This window comes from Escherichia sp. HH26CH, from assembly GCF_009820205.1.
Taxonomy (GTDB): domain Bacteria; phylum Pseudomonadota; class Gammaproteobacteria; order Enterobacterales; family Enterobacteriaceae; genus Escherichia; species Escherichia coli_F.
Map to the genome: position 1 here is coordinate 17,981 of NZ_VNXM01000028.1, position 17,812 is coordinate 35,792.

At 51.6% G+C, this 17,812-nt stretch carries 18 protein-coding genes; 6 read left to right on the top strand and 12 right to left on the bottom strand.

The window, feature by feature from the left end:
* Positions 1-60 precede the first annotated feature (60 nt).
* Both FQ015_RS10045 and FQ015_RS10050 read left to right on the top strand, forming a co-directional pair.
* Positions 61-384, top strand: a complete 324-nt coding sequence (locus tag FQ015_RS10045) for a DUF3302 domain-containing protein (RefSeq protein WP_000478193.1) — start codon at positions 61-63, stop codon at positions 382-384.
* 5 nt (positions 385-389) lie between these two features.
* Positions 390-1,526: an HlyD family secretion protein gene (locus FQ015_RS10050; protein WP_000364885.1), complete on the top strand. Its 1,137-nt coding sequence runs from the start codon at positions 390-392 to the stop codon at positions 1,524-1,526.
* Here the strand turns inward: FQ015_RS10050 and FQ015_RS10055 are convergent.
* The gene (locus tag FQ015_RS10055; protein WP_000164020.1) at positions 1,523-2,497 is read right to left on the bottom strand and encodes a LysR family transcriptional regulator; all 975 of its coding nucleotides are present in this window, start codon (positions 2,495-2,497) and stop codon (positions 1,523-1,525) included. The two genes, FQ015_RS10050 and FQ015_RS10055, sit on opposite strands and share 4 nt — an antisense overlap.
* A 123-nt stretch (positions 2,498-2,620) precedes the next feature.
* Here FQ015_RS10055 and FQ015_RS10060 point away from each other — a divergent pair, with 123 nt between their 5' ends.
* Positions 2,621-3,361 (top strand): MipA/OmpV family protein, encoded by a 741-nt coding sequence (locus tag FQ015_RS10060; protein ID WP_039020887.1) that lies wholly within the window; start codon positions 2,621-2,623, stop codon positions 3,359-3,361.
* A 129-nt stretch (positions 3,362-3,490) separates the two neighbouring features.
* On the opposite strand, the gene FQ015_RS10065 is transcribed toward FQ015_RS10060, so the two are convergent.
* Positions 3,491-5,461 (bottom strand): glycoside hydrolase family 127 protein, encoded by a 1,971-nt coding sequence (locus FQ015_RS10065; RefSeq protein WP_160524006.1) that lies wholly within the window; start codon positions 5,459-5,461, stop codon positions 3,491-3,493.
* 10 nt (positions 5,462-5,471) lie between these two features.
* Complete coding sequence (locus FQ015_RS10070; RefSeq protein ID WP_160524007.1) at positions 5,472-6,872, bottom strand: MFS transporter; 1,401 nt, start codon at positions 6,870-6,872, stop codon at positions 5,472-5,474.
* A gap of 225 nt (positions 6,873-7,097) precedes the next feature.
* Between FQ015_RS10070 and FQ015_RS10075 the strand changes: the two genes are divergently transcribed.
* Positions 7,098-7,913: an AraC family transcriptional regulator gene (locus FQ015_RS10075; RefSeq protein ID WP_000891823.1), complete on the top strand. Its 816-nt coding sequence runs from the start codon at positions 7,098-7,100 to the stop codon at positions 7,911-7,913.
* Positions 7,914-7,944: 31 nt separating this feature from the next.
* On the opposite strand, the gene araD is transcribed toward FQ015_RS10075, so the two are convergent.
* From araD to yiaK, 9 genes are all read right to left on the bottom strand, one after another.
* Positions 7,945-8,640 (bottom strand): L-ribulose-5-phosphate 4-epimerase, encoded by a 696-nt coding sequence (araD, locus tag FQ015_RS10080; RefSeq protein WP_160524008.1) that lies wholly within the window; start codon positions 8,638-8,640, stop codon positions 7,945-7,947.
* A complete protein-coding gene (locus tag FQ015_RS10085) occupies positions 8,634-9,494 on the bottom strand; it encodes an L-ribulose-5-phosphate 3-epimerase (RefSeq protein WP_032185418.1) in 861 nt (286 codons plus the stop codon). Before FQ015_RS10085 ends, araD begins: the two co-directional genes overlap by 7 nt.
* Positions 9,487-10,149, bottom strand: a complete 663-nt coding sequence (ulaD, locus tag FQ015_RS10090) for a 3-keto-L-gulonate-6-phosphate decarboxylase UlaD (protein ID WP_000089480.1) — start codon at positions 10,147-10,149, stop codon at positions 9,487-9,489. The genes FQ015_RS10085 and ulaD overlap by 8 nt, the downstream gene beginning before the upstream one ends.
* Positions 10,146-11,642 (bottom strand): L-xylulokinase, encoded by a 1,497-nt coding sequence (gene lyxK / locus FQ015_RS10095; protein ID WP_160524009.1) that lies wholly within the window; start codon positions 11,640-11,642, stop codon positions 10,146-10,148. The genes ulaD and lyxK overlap by 4 nt, the downstream gene beginning before the upstream one ends.
* A 3-nt stretch (positions 11,643-11,645) precedes the next feature.
* Positions 11,646-12,632, bottom strand: a complete 987-nt coding sequence (gene yiaO, locus FQ015_RS10100) for a 2,3-diketo-L-gulonate TRAP transporter substrate-binding protein YiaO (protein ID WP_160524010.1) — start codon at positions 12,630-12,632, stop codon at positions 11,646-11,648.
* 12 nt (positions 12,633-12,644) lie between these two features.
* Positions 12,645-13,922: a 2,3-diketo-L-gulonate TRAP transporter large permease YiaN gene (yiaN, locus tag FQ015_RS10105; RefSeq protein WP_000279617.1), complete on the bottom strand. Its 1,278-nt coding sequence runs from the start codon at positions 13,920-13,922 to the stop codon at positions 12,645-12,647.
* 2 nt (positions 13,923-13,924) lie between these two features.
* Positions 13,925-14,398: a 2,3-diketo-L-gulonate TRAP transporter small permease YiaM gene (gene yiaM, locus FQ015_RS10110; protein WP_000721665.1), complete on the bottom strand. Its 474-nt coding sequence runs from the start codon at positions 14,396-14,398 to the stop codon at positions 13,925-13,927.
* Positions 14,399-14,515: 117 nt separating this feature from the next.
* On the bottom strand, positions 14,516-14,983 hold the full coding sequence (locus FQ015_RS10115; RefSeq protein WP_039020893.1) for a YhcH/YjgK/YiaL family protein: 468 nt from the start codon (positions 14,981-14,983) through the stop codon (positions 14,516-14,518).
* An 11-nt stretch (positions 14,984-14,994) separates the two neighbouring features.
* A complete protein-coding gene (gene yiaK, locus FQ015_RS10120; RefSeq protein ID WP_039020894.1) occupies positions 14,995-15,993 on the bottom strand; it encodes a 3-dehydro-L-gulonate 2-dehydrogenase in 999 nt (332 codons plus the stop codon).
* Positions 15,994-16,194: 201 nt separating this feature from the next.
* On the opposite strand from yiaK, the gene yiaJ reads away from it, so the two are divergent.
* On the top strand, positions 16,195-17,043 hold the full coding sequence (yiaJ, locus tag FQ015_RS10125; RefSeq protein WP_039020895.1) for an IclR family transcriptional regulator YiaJ: 849 nt from the start codon (positions 16,195-16,197) through the stop codon (positions 17,041-17,043).
* Positions 17,044-17,144: 101 nt separating this feature from the next.
* Positions 17,145-17,618, top strand: coding sequence for a 4Fe-4S binding protein (locus FQ015_RS10130; protein WP_032304024.1), 474 nt, complete (start codon positions 17,145-17,147; stop codon positions 17,616-17,618).
* Positions 17,619-17,812 lie beyond the last annotated feature (194 nt).

Sequence of the window (17,812 nt, forward strand, 5' to 3'; positions counted from 1 at the left end):
TGCATCATGGCATTTCATAATATGCGTTAATTGTTCTTTTTTATATTCTCTGAGGGAAATATGTTCCTGGACTATTTTGCACTGGGAGTGCTTATTTTTGTATTTCTGGTGATATTCTATGGGATTATTATTTTACATGATATTCCCTACCTGATTGCTAAAAAACGTAATCATCCTCATGCCGACGCCATTCATGTTGCTGGTTGGGTGAGTCTTTTTACGCTGCATGTTATCTGGCCATTTTTGTGGATTTGGGCCACGCTTTACCGCCCGGAGCGGGGATGGGGAATGCAAAACCATGACTCCTCCGTTGTGCAACTACAACAGCGTATTGCCGGGCTGGAGAAACAGCTCGCCGACATCAAATCCTCTTCTGCCGAGTAATACTTATGGATTTACTGATTATTTTGACCTATGTGGCTTTCGCATGGGCAATGTTTAAGATCTTCAAAATTCCTGTAAATAAATGGACCATTCCCACCGCGGCCCTGGGTGGCATATTTATTGTCAGCGGTCTAATTCTGTTAATGAACTATAACCATCCGTATACCTTTAAAGCGCAAAAAGCGGTTATTTCTATTCCTGTTGTCCCGCAGGTGACAGGCGTGGTGATCGAAGTGACGGACAAGAAAAATACGCTGATTAAAAAAGGTGAGGTGCTATTTCGACTGGACCCGACGCGTTATCAGGCGCGGGTGGATCGGCTGATGGCGGATATCGTTACCGCAGAACATAAACAGCGGGCGTTGGGCGCAGAGTTAGATGAGATGGCGGCGAATACTCAGCAGGCAAAGGCCACGCGGGATAAATTCGCTAAAGAGTACCAGCGTTACGCACGCGGCAGCCAGGCGAAAGTAAACCCGTTTTCAGAACGCGATATTGATGTGGCGCGGCAAAATTATCTGGCGCAGGAAGCCTCCGTAAAGTCATCGGCGGCGGAACAAAAACAGATCCAGAGCCAGCTGGATAGCCTGGTGTTGGGTGAACATTCTCAAATCGCCAGCCTGAAAGCGCAGCTCGCGGAAGCAAAATATAACCTTGAGCAGACGATAGTGCGTGCGCCGAGCGATGGTTATGTGACCCAAGTGCTGATTCGTCCGGGTACCTATGCCGCATCGCTGCCGCTACGTCCTGTGATGGTGTTTATACCCGATCAGAAACGACAAATTGTGGCGCAGTTCCGTCAGAACTCCTTGCTGCGACTGGCTCCCGGCGATGATGCGGAAGTGGTGTTTAATGCTCTGCCAGGTAAGGTATTCAGCGGTAAGCTGGCAGCCATTAGTCCAGCTGTTCCCGGCGGAGCTTATCAGTCGACCGGCACCTTACAGACGTTAAACACAGCACCGGGTTCAGATGGCGTTATCGCGACCATTGAACTGGATGAGCACACTGAGTTGAGCGCTTTACCAGACGGTATTTACGCCCAGGTGGCGGTTTACTCTGATCATTTCAGCCATGTCTCGGTGATGCGCAAAGTGCTGTTACGCATGACCAGTTGGGTGCATTACCTTTATCTCGATCATTAATCTTCGCTTTCCGCCGCTTGTTCAGGCCGCAGTTGCTGCGACTGAGCAAGCTGGTGGCGAATTTCACGCAGCATTTCATCCAGCACATACTGGACCCGCCAGGGCTGGTATTCCCGTTTACGGAAGATAGCCACCAGATCCAGCCACCATTCATACGGTTGCTGAAAGCAGGGCACCAGCGTGCCGTCTTGCAGGTCGCTCTGCACACTTTTGTCTGGCGCAAACACAATCCCCAGGTGATTTCGTGCCAGCTCCAGCGCCGATTGCGTGTTGTCGCAAACGTAATTTCCCTTCACGCGATAATCCCGTACCTCTTTACTCCCGGCGACGTTGAAGCGCCAGATATTCGCGTCGTCGATCATCATCGAGTCGATCAAAATACAGGAGTGATGTTCGAGTTCGTCAGGACGGCTAATGGGATGTTTCTCAAGATAGCGCTGACTGGCATAAGCGGTTACGGCATATTGCGTAATAAAACTGGCAACCAGCGATTCATCTTTTGGTGGAGCATAGCTGATTAAAACATCACAATCATCGGGAAATTCGACACCTTCATAAAAGGCATTACGCTCAAGATTGCAGGTTTTTAGCGATAAGGTGATATCACCGATATCTTTAATTTTATCGATAACATGTTTGGATAAATAGGTAATTATGCCGGTTGGGGCGTAGATGGTGACCCGACCACGTTTCTCATGCTTATAATCTGCAATAAAATTATTAAGTTGCTCGTTTCTGTCCAGCATGTCGTTGATGTACGGTAACAGCGCGGTACCAAAAGGTGTGAGCATCAACTGCCGGGTGGTTCGGTCAAAGACTTTTAAACCTACTTTTGATTCAAAATCAGCAAGATATTTGCTGACGTTGGCCTGTGCGAATCCAAGTACAGTCGCGGCATGGCTGATATTTTCACTGGCAGCGATTACCGAGATAATTTTTAACTCCCGGTACTTAAGTTGTAATTTTGTCATCGCAACAGCCCAATTATATATAATTTTATATATTACTATATAAATATGAATCTTGCACCGGAGAAATTGTAAGCATTATTATGCCGACTCTTTTTTATCTTATTTTAAAATGGAATACCGGACATGTTAATTAACCGCAATACTGTGGCGTTATTTGCGTTGCCTTTTATGGCAAGCGCTACTGCTTCTGAATTATCCATTGGTGCTGGTGCAGCTTATAATGAATCGCCTTATCGTGGTTATAATGAAAATACAAAGGCAATTCCGCTGATTAGTTATGAAGGTGATTCTTTTTATGTTCGTCAGACCACGTTAGGTTTTATTCTGTCGCAAAGTGAAAAAAATGAACTTAGCCTGACCGCATCCTGGATGCCGCTGGAATTTGACCCTGCAGATAATGACGATCATGCCATGCAACAGCTTGATAAGCGTGATAGTACGGCTATGGCGGGGGTTGCCTGGTATCACCACGAGCGTTGGGGAACCGTGAAAGCCTCTGCGGCTGCGGACGTTCTGGATAACAGCAACGGCTGGGTGGGGGAGCTATCGGTATTTCACAAAATGCAGATAGGTCGCCTGTCGCTGACACCTGCACTGGGCGTTCTCTATTATGACGAGAATTTCAGTGACTATTACTATGGCATTTCAGAGAGTGAGTCCCGTCGTAGCGGTCTGGCAAGTTATTCCGCGCAGGATGCCTGGGTGCCCTATGTCAGCCTGACGGCAAAATACCCGATAGGAGAGCACATCGTATTGATGGCGAGTGCCGGATACAGCGAGCTGCCGGAAGAGATTACCGACAGCCCGATGATTGATCGTAATGAGAGTTTTACCTTTGTCACCGGCGTGAGCTGGCGTTTTTAATTTACCGGTGGATGTCGGTGCGGCTGGCCTACGCTCTCGCACTGACCTTCAGGCTTGATAAGACGCGTTAAGCGTCGCATCAGGCAATGTGCACCCTACGTTGGATGCGGCGCGAGCGCCTTATCCAACCTACGGATGGCACTGGTTTTCCTCATTCACCCAGATCCGCATTTCGCCTTCACCCCGGTTAGCCCAGCTAAACCACGGGATAAATGTCAGAGTTTGCGGCTGGCGTTTGGCTGGCGCGCTGTCGTAATGCCACAGCGGTTGCTGCTCTGGATAGCTCTGTTCATACCGGTAACCCGGTGCCTGGATTAAGATCTTATGGCTGAACAATCCCTTACCTTCAAATGTCGTAAATGGCGCATCGGCGGGCAGCCACAAATTATGCAGTGACTCGCCGTTGTCGGCCTGTTCCAGGCAATATACCAGCGGGCCGCGCTGAATCGCCACTTTTCCGGCGACGTGACGCACCAGCGGGTTACCGTAAACGCGACGTACCGGCATTGGCAAAGTCAGATTCAGCGTGTCGCCCTCCTGCCATTCGCGGGTAATGTGCAAATACCCTTTACGAATATCCTGCTCGACCTCTTCCCCATTCAATGTAATCTGCGGCTGTGTGCACCAGTCCGGCAGACGTAAAGCCAGCGTATGACGCACCGGCTGGGGCGATTCAACCGCAATTGTCACCTGTTCCTGCCACGGATAGTTTCCGCTAACCCGCAGACGCAGCGTGCCATTTTCTACCGGCACTTCCATGCTGTTTCCTGCGTAGATGTTGATATACAACGCATCTTCACGCGGCGTGTAGAGATAATGACCAATCGAGGTTAGCACGCGGGCGATATTTGGCGGACAACAAGCGCAACCAAACCAACGCTGGCGGATCGGCTTAACGTGATCGTAGATATGGTTGAATTTCAGCGATTTTGGATGTACTTCCAGCGGATTCACATAGAAGAAATGTTTGCCATCCAGCGCCATGCCGCCGAGCACGGTGTTGTACAGTGCGCGCTCCATCACATCGGCATATTGACTGTCGCCTTCCATTTCCAGCATTCGCCGGGCGAACATCATCAGGCCGATGGAAGCACAGCTTTCGGCGTATACCGTGTCATTCGGCAGATCGTAATCGCTGCTAAACGCTTCGCCGCTGCTTTGTGAGCCAATGCCGCCGGTAATATATAACTGACGCTGGGCCATATTGTTCCACAGCCGCAGGCAGTCCTGACGCTTGCTTTCATCGTGACTTAAACGCGCGAGATGCGCGACGCCGGTCATCAGGTAGACAAAACGTACCGCGTGACCAATGGCGGTTTGCTGCTGTGCGATGGGCAAATGTGCCTGGCTGTAGGCTTTGTCTTTCACCATCCACGCCGGGCCGTAGGTGTGCCAGTGCGAGGTCTGCCCGCGCTTTTCATATTCCTGGTCGTAATAGTGCGGTTGCGCACCACGCTGTTCGACAAAATAGTTCGTCAGCGCCAGGTAGCGCGGCTCTTCGGTCACTTCATACAGGCGCATTAGTGCCAGTTCAATTTCCGGGTGACCAGGATAACCGTGTAACTTACTTTCACCTGGACCAAATACGCTGTCGATATGATCGGCCAGACGGCAAACCACTTCCAGCAAGCGCCGCTTGCCCGTGGCCTGGAAGAAGGCGACTCCGGCTTCAATCAGATGACCGGCGCAGTAAAGTTCATGACACTCCGCCAGATTGCTCCAGCGTTCTTCGGGCGCTTTTACCGTAAAGTAAGTATTGAGATAGCCATCTTCGCACTGGGCGGAAGCGACCAGTTCGATTACCTCGTCAGCAGTTTTTTCCAGTTCGGCATCCGGCTTCTGGCACAGCGACCAGGCTACCGCTTCCAGCCATTTGGCGACGTCGCTGTCCTGAAACACCATCCCGTAAAATTCACCGTCTTGCAGTCCTGCGGCAATGCGAAAGTTTTCAATCGCATGGCTGGGTTCCGCTTCTGGGATACGATCGTTCAAGGCATCCCACTGATAAGGAATCACCACGTCGCGGACCAGTTGTTGGTACTGACCGAGGAACGGATCGCTGACCGTCAGTTTATGCAGATCGACTTCCGAAATGTTCATCTTGTGCTCCTTAAGGCTGTACATGACGCTGACGCAGGTCGCTAGCAATGCGTGACATCATAGGGTTATTGAGTTTGCAAAAGCGGATCGCCATCGCCAGCAGCAGGTGGAACAGCGCAGGCAGCAATGTTTCCATCGCCGCGATCCCGCCAAGCGAACTGGCGGTCTGGTTTTCCACGCCTGGCTGGTAGGCGACAAAAATAAACAGCAGGCTGATGATCCCGGCGCTGGAGGCCCAGGCCAGCTTGATGAAAAACAGATTGAAGGCGAAGTTCATGCCGGAAGAACGTACGCGGGTTTTCCACTCGCCGTAGTCATCGGCAAAGGCCATCAATGAGAAGTGCAATGGCAATGTGAAGCCAAGAATCACGCCATTACCAAGGATCACCGCCAGCCACAGCGTTTGATAAGCCGGGCCAGAAGGCAGGAACCACATCAACACCGCCAGCGCGGCGAGGAGCAGGTTGGTGTAGTAGTAAATTTTGACGGTATCGAAACGTCGCGTTAACGGGCTGACAATCACCGAGCCGATAATGGAGGCGAAGGTGACCATAGTGAAGAACAGCGACGTGTAGCCCGTACTGCCTTGTAAGACGTAGGTAATGAAGTACATATACCCACCGCCGCGAATATTAAAGACGTTAATCAGCAGGAAAGACATGACCAGCATCAGCAGCAGTTGGTCGTTGTTTCGCAGCCCGGCAAGATGTTCGCGCAGGGTAAATTTCCCCATTGTGGAGAGTGGCACCCGTTCACGAACCCAGAAGAAACAGCACAGGAACATCACTACAGCGATGGCGCACAGCACGCCGACGCCCAGTTGATAGCCGCGCGCGGCATTATCCTGACCGAAGAGATCTACCATCCACGGCAGGCCAACCGAAACCAGAAATCCCGCTACGCCGCAGAGAACGAATCGCCAGGACTGGCAGGAGATCACTTCATTGTGGCGGGTGGTCATGGTGTTGATCAGCGCGCAGTACGGCACGTTGATGGCGGTATAACCGACTGAAAGGAGCAGGTAAGTGCCGAACGCCCAGGCGATTTTTACTCCCATGCTGGCATCTGGCACGGTGAACGTCAGGATGCCGATAATGCCGATGGGAATGGCAATCCACAACTGCCACGGACGAAAGCGCCCCCAGCGACTTTGCGTCCGGTCGGCAATGACGCCCATCACCGGGTCGGAGATGGCATCAAACACGCGCAGTGCAATAAACAGCGTGCCGACCAGCGCCGGAGTTAAGCCAAAAACGTCGGTGTAGAAAAAGGTGAGAAAGTTCATGATCAGGCAAGTTATTACGGTGCCGCCTGCGTCACCCAGGCCGTAGCCTATTTTTTCCCGTACAGATAACGCATCGTCAATTTTACCTTTAGCGATATCAGCGGTAGTAATCGGTGTAGAGGTCATAGATATTCCTCGTGCATAGGGAGCAATTTTTAGTTTTATTGAAATGACATGATTAATTCTGCCGTGAACGGGAATATCAACAAGGCGAGAAAAGAGTAAAAAAAGGTGACGATTCCGACCTGAATTTAAAAGTGTGAATTGGATCAGGTGAAATTAATGTTTTTGATTAATAATCAAAAGGTAATGTGTTTAATCATTAATGAATAAGCGGGAAATTACATATCAATGCTCGAATTATCCATGACGTTACCGATTAAAGTGCAAAATGGTGGATTATTTATTTCCCGTGGCGTAGGGAGGCATCCGGCAAGGCGGCTGGAGTCATGGGAAATTATCTTTGTCGAAAAAGGTCGATTAGCGATTCAGGAAGAAGAGCGGATATTTCTGGTCGATGCGGGAGAGAGTTTATTACTCTGGCCGAACCGACAGCATGTTGGGGTAGAGGATTTTCCCGCCGATCTCAAATTTTACTGGCTGCATTTTGAGGTTAAAGCGCCGGATAGCGACCCGCGCTGGCTCACTCATCTTAGCGTGCCGCAACAAACGAAGGTTGCCGATCCGCAGGCGCTGGTGGCCCTGTTTCGCCAGTTCTTAAGCGAACAGGAAAAGCATCAACGCACTCCGGCGCTGGAGTTTATTGTGCTGCTGATTTTGCAGCAACTCACCCGTGACGCGCGTCTTGATGAACAGGCCGATGCCGCAGGTACCACGCTTGCCTGGAAAGCGCAGAAACTGATCCGCACGCAATATCATCGCCCGCTTTCTACGGCGCTTTTAGCCCGCGAGCTGTACTGCAATGCCGATTATCTTGGGCGTGTCTATCGGCGGGTGTTTCATCTGACGTTAACAGAAGCAATCCACCGCCAGCGAGTGCGCGAAGCCGAAAAGCTGTTAATTAGCGAAGCGCGATCGCTCACGGAAGTGGCGGCATTGTGCGGGTTTAATGACGTTGGCTATTTCCGACAGATTTTTCGCAAACACACCGGTTTAACGCCAGCTGCGTGGAAGCGACGTTACAGCAAGGAACATATCAATTCGTAGTGCCGGGGCAATGAAGCCCCGGCGTGATAGATTACTGCCCGTAATAGGCATTGGCCCCATGCTTACGCAGGTAATGCTTATCCAGAAGTTCGTTTTGCATCGCAGGAAGCTGCGGCGCAAGCTGGCGCGAGAACAGGCCCATATAGGCGCACTCTTCGAGTACCACGGCATTATGCACCGCATCGGCGGCGTTATTGCCCCAGGCAAACGGACCGTGAGAATGCACCAATACCGCCGGGATTTGTGCCGGACTCCTGCCGCGTTCTTCGAAAGTTTCAATGATCACTTCGCCGGTCTGATATTCATATTCGCCGTTAATCTCCTCTGCGGTCATCTGTCGCGTGCAGGGGATGGCACCATAGAAATAATCGGCGTGCGTGGTGCCCCAGGCGGGGAGATCCAGCCCGGCCTGTGACCAGATGGTGGCGTGGCGCGAGTGGGTATGCACAATGCCACCGATTTCGGCATAGCGACGGTAAAGCGCCAGATGCGTTGGCGTATCGGACGAGGGCTTTTTGCTACCTTCCACCACCTTGCCGCTGGCTATCTCAACCACCACCATATCGTCGGCGGTCATCACGTCGTACTCGACGCCGGAAGGTTTGATTACCATCCATTGCCGCGTTTCGTCTACCGCGCTGACATTGCCCCAGGTGAACGTCACCAGATGGTGAGCGGGAAGCGCCAGATTCGCCGCCAGCACGTCGGCTTTCAGTTGTTCTAACATATAAATCCAGCCTCCTGCATACGCGCTTCAATCCAGCGCCGTGCCTGAATAATCTCCAGCACCGGCTCTTTGGCTTTTTCGGTCCACATCTCAATCAGAAATGATCCGCGATAGTTCAGTTCATGCAGCGTTTTGAAGATGCCAACGAAATCGACGCAGCCTTCGCCAAACGGCACGTCGCGGAACTGTCCGGGGCTTTGCTCGGTGACTGGCTGGGTGTCTTTCAGGTGGATCGCGGCGATACGGTCAATGCCCAGTTTCAGTTCGGCGGGAACATCATTGCCCCAGGCGCTAAGGTTGCCGACGTCCGGGTAGACGGTGAACCACGGCGAGGCGAGCATCTCGTCCCACTTTTTCCATTTGCTGATGGAGTTCATAAACGCGGTATCCATAATCTCCACCGCCAGCATTACTTGTGATGCCGCCGCCTGTTCGACAGCCCACGTCAGCCCTTCAGCAAAACGTTGCCGGGTACCTTCGTCATGGTCTTCGTAATAGACGTCGTAGCCCGCCAGTTGAATGGTGCGAATACCGAGATCGCGCGCCAGGCGAATCGCTTTGCTCATGATCTCCCGCGCCCGTTCGCGCACCGCCTCGTCCCGGCTGCCAAAAGGAAAACGGCGATGGGCAGACAGACACATTGACGGAATGGTAACACCCGTTTCGATCATCGCGGTGACCAGCGAGGCACGTTGCGCGGCGCTCCAGTCAAGGCGTGACAGCCGTTCATCGGTTTCATCCACCGACATTTCGACAAAATCAAAACCGCAGCTTTTTGCCAGCACCAGCCGCTCCGGCCAGGAGAGATCTTTCGCCAGCGCTTTTTCATAAATCCCTAACGGATGATTACGCACGCGCGCCTCCCCAGATAGCGTCGATTTGCGCATGGAAGTCGGCAGCTACCTGTGCCGGATTTGCTGCGCCTGCCAGCGCCCGCCCGGCAATAAACGCTTTCACGCGGATATCTTTAAACAGCGGCAGGTCAGCAGGCGTAATCCCGCCGGTAATGGAAAGCTCAAGGCCGATATCGGAAAGCGCCTTCATGCGTGCCAGATCGGCTTCGCCCCACTGTTGCCCGCTGGCCTGCGCGTCACGACCACGATGATAAATCGCCTGCCGCACGCCAATACGATGCCAGTCGCGGGCGTCGTCCAGCGTCCAGTTACCAAAAAGCTCTATCTGGATTTCACCACCGCAGCGTTGCGCCATCGCGTGGCCTTTTTCCACCGTCGCGAGCGGTGCGGCGCAGATGATGGTCATCCAGTTAGCGCCTGCGCCAAACGCCTGTTGCGCGAGCGTTTCACCAGCATCGGCGACCTTCCAGTCAGCAACGATGATTTTGTCCGGGCACTGTTCGCGCAAGGCTTTCACCGCGCCAAGCCCTTCGTTTAAACAGAGAATAGTGCCTGCTTCGACGATATCGACGCTGTCTTTTAACAGCGTAACGTCGCGCTGTGCGGCTTCAAGTGATGAGTGGTCGAGGGCCAGTTGCAGAAGTGGTCTGCTCATAATGTGTTCTCCTTAACGCGGGCATGAAAGCCCTGTAGTGCGGCAATGAGGTGCTGATAGCGTTGGTATTTTTGTTGGTAAAGCTGATGGGCGGTCATATCCGGTAACAGGGTACGCACCGGGTGCTGTTGATCGCGCTGGGCTTCGCTGAAATCGCGATAAACTCCGGTGCCGACGCGGGCGGCAAGCGCCGCGCCAAAACAGCCCGTTTCTTGCACCTGCGGCAGTTCGATACGCAGTCCGCTAACGTCCGCCAGCATTTGCATCCAGACATCGGAGTGCGCCGGGCCGCCAGTGACGCGCAGGGTGTGCACATCAGTAAAACGTTCGCGCATCCGGTTGAGGTGAGTCATATGGCTGAACACCACGCCTTCATAAATGGCCTGCAACAGGTGTGCGCGGGTGTGAATGGCCTGCATCCCGTAGAAACCGCTGGTCATCTCGAGTCCGGCGTTGCTGCCGTACAGGAACGGCAGGAAAAAGAGATCGCCACCGGCTTTCGGTAAGCTGGCAACAGCCTGGTTGATCTCTGCAAACGAGATTTCTCCCCACTGCGCGGTAAACCATTCGAGATTGCCGGAAGAGGTAGGGCTGGCTTCGTGAACGATAAATTCACCGTCGTTAACGTAGCGGCCATAGACATACGGATGCGCTTCACCGCCACCTAAACCGCTGGTTATGCCGCTGGTCACCGCCCAGGTCCCCATCACCGCATTGAGGGTAAATTCGTCTTCGATTCCGGCGCAGAGTGCGGTAGAAACCACATCAAACAGGCCGCCGACAACGGGCGTACCCGCTTTCAGACCGGTCAGTGCGGCTGTCTGAGCGGTGATTTCCCCGCAGATTTCGGCAGATCCAACAACAGGCGGCAGGGCGTGATTGATTTCACTGATCCCCAGCCAGTCGGTGAGGCACGGGTCATATTCCCCGCGACTCATGTTGTAGAGATTGGATTCGGAAATATTGCTCTCTTCGCAGCCTTTGACACCGGTTAAACACCAGCGCAGGTAGTCGTGCGTCATCATCACGCAGCCAATTTGCGCGTAGCGTTCTGGTTCGTGCTCTTTCAGCCAGCGTAACAGCGACACCGGATGCCCGGTCCACAAGGTTTGTCGGGTCAGCGGGTAGAGTTTTTCCGGGATGCCATCTTCCTGCCAGCGACGAACGATTTCCATCGCCCGGCGGTCCGAGGACAAAATAGCATTCCCGAGCGGCTTGTCGTTTTTATCCAGCAAAAACAAGCCCTTTCCCTGTGCGGAGATACCGATACCGACAATTTGTTCCCCGCTAACACCAGAATGAGTAAGCAGGGCGCGAATGACAGCCATGCAGCATTGCCACAGTTCTTCCATATCGCGCTCTGCCCAGCCTGGCTGCGGGCTTAATGCGCACAGCGGCAGGCGCTGCACGCCTGCCTCCCGGCCTTCGCGGTCATACAGTCCGGCTTTTAGCCAGCTTCCGCCACAATCTAACCCCAGCCAGTATTGCGTCATGGCTTATTGCACCTCATCCACGGCTTTCAGCAGTTCATCGCCCTGCGGAACATCTTTTACAAACATGTCGCGGACCTGAGTACCCAGTACGTCGCTAAAGGCTTTGCGATCAAGTTCGGTGATGACTTCCACGCCCGCGTCTTTCATGGCGTCGATGATTTTTTGCTGATTTTCGGCGACCAATTTGCGCTGGTAATTACCCGCTTCTTGCGCAGATGAAATTAGCGCTTGCTGGAACTCCGGGCTTAAGCCATCAAACTTCGCTTTGTTGATCACCACCAAAAGCGGGGAATAGGCATGGTGCGTCAGAGAAAGGTACTTCTGCACTTCATAAAATTTGGCTGACCAGACGACGTTGATCGGGTGTTCCTGAGCGTCGATAGTGCGCGTTTCCAGCCCGGTATAGACTTCGGCAAACGGCATCGGGATAGGGTTAGCGCCAAATACTTTAAATGCGGCGATATTCATCGGGCTGTTGTTGGTGCGGATTTTCAGCCCTTTCAGGTCGCCAGGCGTTTTAACCGGTTGGCGTGAGTTGGTGACATCGCGCCAGCCGTTTTCCCAGTAGGCCAGTACTTTCAGTCCCTTACCTTCAAGGGAGGCCTTCAGTTCATCGCCGACTTTGCCGTCGAGTGTTTTATGCGCGTGGGCGGTATCGCGGAACAGGAAAGGAACATCAAGCAGGTTCATCACAGGTGATAATCCGGCAAAGTTATTCGAGCCAGACATCTCCATATCAATAGTGCCGCCACGCACGCCGCTGATCATCGCTTGTGCGTTGCCGAGAGTACTGTCCGGGAACAGTTTTAATTTCAGCTCGCCTTTGGTTCTCTCCTGTAATAATTCATTAAATTTTTTCGCTGCAATATGTTGTGAGTCGGTTTGTGAGGTTTCATAACCGAAACGTAATGATTGTGCCGCCAGAGAAGATGTGCTGAACGCCGCCACTCCGGCAATTAATAAAGCGTAGGTTACAGAGCGTAATTTCATAATATTTTCCTTTTAATTAATCCATTTCAACGGGAGGATGATGAGATCGGGAATAAAAACAAATAAGGCTAATAAGGAATATAAAACCAGGACGTAAGGGAAAACGCCTCTGACTGCATCATCGAATTTGAGTTTAGCCACCCCTGAAATAACGTTAAGCACATTACCGATAGGCGGTGTAATTAAGCCGATTGAGCAGTTGATGATAAACATGACTCCGAAGTAAATCGGATCGATTCCTGCCTCTTTAACTAAAGGCATTAATACCGGGGTAAGAATTAACACCGTCGGCGTTAAATCCATTACCATGCCGACAATCAGGATAGCCACCATAATGACGATAAACAGCAGACGCGGTGAATCGACCAACGGTTGCAGTAAATCAGAAACCATCATAGGCAATTCAGCAATGGTAATCAGCCAGGCAGAAACTTGTGCCGAGGCCACCAGAAACATCACCACTGAGGTCGTTTTCGCCGCGCCAATGAGTACATGCCAAAGTGTAGCGAAGGTCATTTCACGGTAAATAACTGTGGCGACAAACAACGCATAGAAAGCAGCAACGGCCCCGGCTTCGGTAGGGGTAAATAGACCGGAGCGAAAGCCGCCAATAATAATGACCGGAAGAAATAGCGCCCAGATACCGGAAACAAAAGATTGCCAGATTTCTCGTTTCGTTGCTTTTTGCTGACGGGGTAAATTAAGACGACTGGCCTGCCACCACCAGGTGAGCATCAGCGTTGCGCCCATCATAATGCCTGGGGCAATACCCGCCATAAACAACTTACTGATGGATAATCCGCTGGAAACACCGAAGATAATAAACGGAATGGAAGGGGGAATAATTGGCGCGATAATGCCGCCAGAGGCAATCAGCCCCGCAGCCCGGTTGACCGGGTAGTTAGCGCTGCGCATCATCGGCACCAGTAGCGCGGCAACGGCGGCGGTATCAGCAACAGCAGAACCGGAAAGGCTCGCCATAATCATTGCCGCCAGCACGCCCACGTAGCCCAACCCGCCTGGTTTATGCCCGACCAGTTTCATCGGCAGGTCAACAATGCGTTTTGATAAGCCGCCCGCATTCATGATTTCACCCGCCAGTACAAAGAACGGAATCGCCAGCAGGGAGAAGCTGTCAGCACCGTTTACCAGCGTTTGCGCCATGATCTGGACATCAAACATATCCAGCCAGAACATAAGCGCCGCCCCGCACAACAGTAGCGACCAGGCAATAGGCAAACCGATGGCAATGCCACCCAACAGGCAGCCCAGAAAAATCAGCACAGCCATGATTAAGCTCCTTGCGGTGGCGGCGTTAGAGAATTGCTACGCGTGATGAGTTGATATAAAAGGCGCAGCTCAAAGAATGCGATAACGAGGCTGGTGGGCAGACAAGCGGCATACATCAGGCCGATGGGCAAGCCGAGGATCGGTGAATAATCGCTCCAGTCCTGAATTGTTTTTAGCGTTGCGCCCCAGGCCAGTGCGCCACAAATAAATAAGATTAAGGAGTGGGTAACCAGAGCGACTCGTCGCTGCCACGCGGGGGAGAGTTTCTCCACCAGAAAGGTAACCTGAACGTGGGCGTTATCCATAAAAGCCACAATCGCGCCAATAAAGGTTAACCAGACAAATAAATAACGCGACAATTCATCTACAGATAAAATACTTGTCTGAAAACCATATCTTAAAATAATGTTTATAAACACAATACAGGAAAGTACGGCGAGATTAATCGCCAGTATTGCTTCAAGTATTTTTTTCATAGCTATTCCTTGAGGCTATGTTTGTCATAATTCAAATTGCATGTGCAGCAACCTGAATTATTAATATAGTTAGAGCAATAACATTACCCAGGCGTTCTGGCGTAGACGATTATTCGATTAATTTAGCGCCGTTAATGCGACTTTAACCACAACTTTTCGTATCTCAGAGGCTGTTTGCAGAATACAACCTGGTCGATGAACATCCTGAGGAAAGAAAATAGCGTAACTGCCCGGTATCATTTCTATAAATGATTCATGTTCACTATCGTGATAAAAAATAATATCGCGCTGCTCTAATAGTGATTCGCTGACTTTATTATTTCCTGTATCAATAGCAATGCCGATTTTCTCTTTGCCCCACGCCAGAAATTGAATATCAATATAGCGACGATGTACTTCCGGGCGATTTTCCTCCGCCTGACGTGTCGTTAAATCGATAATTTGCGCATAAATATTTTTGCCGTCGATTTCGACAACGCCCGGCTCCAGGGCGTTGAAATCGGTAGCGCGCAGAAAATCGAGCGCCTTTTCAATAGCAGCGGGCAAACGGCACGGGTTAGGCTGCGCGATATGTCCAAAAATCATGGCTTATCTCCTTATAACGCCTGGATTTTTGCCCATACGCTGTCATCAACGGTAATACCGTTTCGGCGGTTGTCTGCCAGCAGGGTGGTAAATTCGTGGCCGGGTAAGCGAATGGCCTGGTTTTCATCGGCGCGTTCAGCGGTAGTAACATAATCCATGATGCGTTGCAGCTTGGCATCGCGGGTGGGGCCGTCGATAAGCTTGTCCACTTCAATGGCGATAAAGATTTGCGAAACGCCATATTCGTCGCTGTTATCCTGGGTGACTTCAGCAACTGACGCGCCGTCAGAAAGAAGAGTAGCGATCATATCCAGCACGATCGACATACCAGAACCTTTCCAGTAACCCATCGGCAAAATGCGGCGATTTTTCTCGATAATGCCAGGTTCTTTGGTCAAATTGCCCTCATCATCAAAGCCACCATCGACCGGGAGCTGACGACCTGCAAGGCGGTTAACTTCTAACATGCCGTAGGAAAACATCGACATCGACATATCGACCATGGTGATTGGGGTAGAAGGAATGGCGACGATCAGCGGGTTAGTGCCGATGCGACACTCTTTTGCGCCCCACGGCGGCATTACGGCGATGGAGTTGGTCCAGCAAATGCCAATATAGCCTTTTTCCGCCGCCTGCCAGCCGTAGCTGCCGCCGCGCATCCAGTGGTTGGCATTACGCAACGCCACCAGACCAATACCGTGATCGGCAGCCAGTTCAATGGCGCGATCCATCATCTTTTTCGCTGTCAGGTTACCGATCGAACGCTGGGCGTCCCACTGTTCAATTGCGCCGAGGCTGGTTATACGTTTGGCTTGGGCGTCAGGAATGATATCGCCATTATCCAATTGTTGGATGAAGCGTGGGAAGCGGTTAACACCGTGAGAATAAACACCGGATTCGGTGGTGCGGGCGAACATCTCTGCACAGGCATCAGCCGTTTCGCTGTCAACACCGCGTGAAATTAAGACCCGATTAAAGGCTGCTTTTAACTGCTCAAATGTGACTTTCATCCCTGGCTTCCTTGTTTTTTTTGAACGCTTTTTTATCTTAAAATTTCAATATGCGAAATTAGATTTCAAATATATCGATCACTTTTTAACAAAGCAATCTGATTAATGAATTTCAAAAGACTTAAAAATCAATTGTTTATAAATTATCTGTCGAGATCGTGAACTACGGCACACTTTGCGCTACCATCAGGACGCGACAAAATGGGGAAAGAAGTGATGGGAAAAAAAGAGAACGAGATGGCGCAGGAAAAAGAGCGTCCAGCCGGAAGCCAGAGTCTGTTTCGCGGGTTGATGCTGATTGAGATTTTGAGCAACTATCCAAACGGTTGTCCGTTGGCGCATCTTTCGGAGCTGGCTGGTTTAAATAAGAGTACCGTCCATCGCTTATTGCAGGGATTACAATCCTGCGGCTATGTGACCACCGCGCCCGCCGCAGGGAGTTACCGCCTGACTACCAAATTTATTGCCGTCGGGCAGAAGGCGCTGTCTTCGCTGAATATCATTCATATCGCCGCTCCGCATCTTGAGGCACTGAACATCGACACTGGTGAAACCATTAACTTCTCCAGCCGCGAAGACGATCACGCTATTTTGATTTATAAGCTGGAACCCACGACCGGGATGCTGCGAACCCGAGCTTATATAGGCCAGCATATGCCGCTCTACTGTTCCGCAATGGGCAAGATCTACATGGCGTTTGGTCACCCGGACTACGTGAAGTCATACTGGGAAAGCCATCAGCATGAGATCCAGCCGTTAACCCGCAATACCATTACCGAGCTGCCCGCGATGTTCGACGAACTGGCGCACATTCGTGAAAGCGGAGCGGCGATGGACAGAGAAGAAAACGAACTCGGCGTCTCCTGTATTGCTGTTCCGGTGTTTGATATTCATGGGCGGGTGCCGTACGCCGTGTCGATTTCGCTTTCGACATCACGTCTGAAACAGGTGGGGGAGAAAAATCTCCTGAAACCACTGCGTGAAACCGCGCAGGCTATTTCTAATGAACTGGGATTTACTGTCAGGGACGACCAGGGCGCGATCACATAACGCTCTGGACAAGTGCCAAAACTTTAACATTTCCTTCGTTGGATCAAAGCAGTAGGGACGCGCTCTCTGGCACTCTGCTGTTTTAGTGCAAAGGAGTGATCATGAACCGGTTTATTATTGCGGATGCGACGAAATGTATCGGTTGCCGTACCTGTGAAGTGGCTTGCGCAGTGTCGCATCAGGAGAATCAGGATTGCGCTGCGTTGTCACCCGGTGAGTTTATTTCGCGTATTCGTGTCATTAAAGATCATACTTACACCACGGCAGTAGCCTGTCATCAGTGTGAAGATGCACCGTGCGCAAATGTGTGCCCTGTTGACGCGATAAGTTGCGAACATGGGCATATTTTCGTTGAACAATCACGTTGTATTGGCTGTAAAAGCTGTATGCTGGCTTGCCCGTTTGGTGCGATGGAGGTCGTTTCTTCACGCACAAAGGCGAGGGCGATTAAGTGCGATCTGTGCTGGCATCGGGCGACGGGACCGGCTTGTGTTGAAGCTTGCCCAACACAAGCGTTGCAATGCATGGATGTCGAGAAAGTGCAGCGGCATCGGCTACGGCAGCAGTCTGTTTGAAACGTTTTTCCGGCGTTTTTTAACGCAGGAATAGTGCGCTTTGTTTATGCCGGATGCGGCTTAAACGCCTTATCCGGCCTACAAATTATTCCAAATTCAATATATTGCAGAAATGATGTAGATACTGTTATGGCCTGCAAGTTTTTTTCTACCCCGGTTTCCCAGATTGCAGGCATGCCAGACACAGCGCCGTC

What these genes read in the sequence shown, in the direction of transcription:
- yiaN (WP_000279617.1), bottom strand. Translation starts at nt 13,922, where the DNA reads ATGGCTGTGCTGATTTTTCTGGGCTGCCTGTTGGGTGGCATTGCCATC.
- yiaJ (WP_039020895.1), top strand. Translation starts at nt 16,195, where the DNA reads ATGGGGAAAGAAGTGATGGGAAAAAAAGAGAACGAGATGGCGCAGGAA.
- araD (WP_160524008.1), bottom strand. Translation starts at nt 8,640, where the DNA reads ATGTTAGAACAACTGAAAGCCGACGTGCTGGCGGCGAATCTGGCGCTT.
- FQ015_RS10065 (WP_160524006.1), bottom strand. Translation starts at nt 5,461, where the DNA reads ATGAACATTTCGGAAGTCGATCTGCATAAACTGACGGTCAGCGATCCG.
- yiaK (WP_039020894.1), bottom strand. Translation starts at nt 15,993, where the DNA reads ATGAAAGTCACATTTGAGCAGTTAAAAGCAGCCTTTAATCGGGTCTTA.
- ulaD (WP_000089480.1), bottom strand. Translation starts at nt 10,149, where the DNA reads ATGAGCAGACCACTTCTGCAACTGGCCCTCGACCACTCATCACTTGAA.
- FQ015_RS10060 (WP_039020887.1), top strand. Translation starts at nt 2,621, where the DNA reads ATGTTAATTAACCGCAATACTGTGGCGTTATTTGCGTTGCCTTTTATG.
- FQ015_RS10070 (WP_160524007.1), bottom strand. Translation starts at nt 6,872, where the DNA reads ATGACCTCTACACCGATTACTACCGCTGATATCGCTAAAGGTAAAATT.
- FQ015_RS10045 (WP_000478193.1), top strand. Translation starts at nt 61, where the DNA reads ATGTTCCTGGACTATTTTGCACTGGGAGTGCTTATTTTTGTATTTCTG.
- lyxK (WP_160524009.1), bottom strand. Translation starts at nt 11,642, where the DNA reads ATGACGCAATACTGGCTGGGGTTAGATTGTGGCGGAAGCTGGCTAAAA.
- yiaM (WP_000721665.1), bottom strand. Translation starts at nt 14,398, where the DNA reads ATGAAAAAAATACTTGAAGCAATACTGGCGATTAATCTCGCCGTACTT.
- FQ015_RS10050 (WP_000364885.1), top strand. Translation starts at nt 390, where the DNA reads ATGGATTTACTGATTATTTTGACCTATGTGGCTTTCGCATGGGCAATG.
- FQ015_RS10130 (WP_032304024.1), top strand. Translation starts at nt 17,145, where the DNA reads ATGAACCGGTTTATTATTGCGGATGCGACGAAATGTATCGGTTGCCGT.
- yiaO (WP_160524010.1), bottom strand. Translation starts at nt 12,632, where the DNA reads ATGAAATTACGCTCTGTAACCTACGCTTTATTAATTGCCGGAGTGGCG.
- FQ015_RS10055 (WP_000164020.1), bottom strand. Translation starts at nt 2,497, where the DNA reads ATGACAAAATTACAACTTAAGTACCGGGAGTTAAAAATTATCTCGGTA.
- FQ015_RS10115 (WP_039020893.1), bottom strand. Translation starts at nt 14,983, where the DNA reads ATGATTTTTGGACATATCGCGCAGCCTAACCCGTGCCGTTTGCCCGCT.
- FQ015_RS10075 (WP_000891823.1), top strand. Translation starts at nt 7,098, where the DNA reads ATGCTCGAATTATCCATGACGTTACCGATTAAAGTGCAAAATGGTGGA.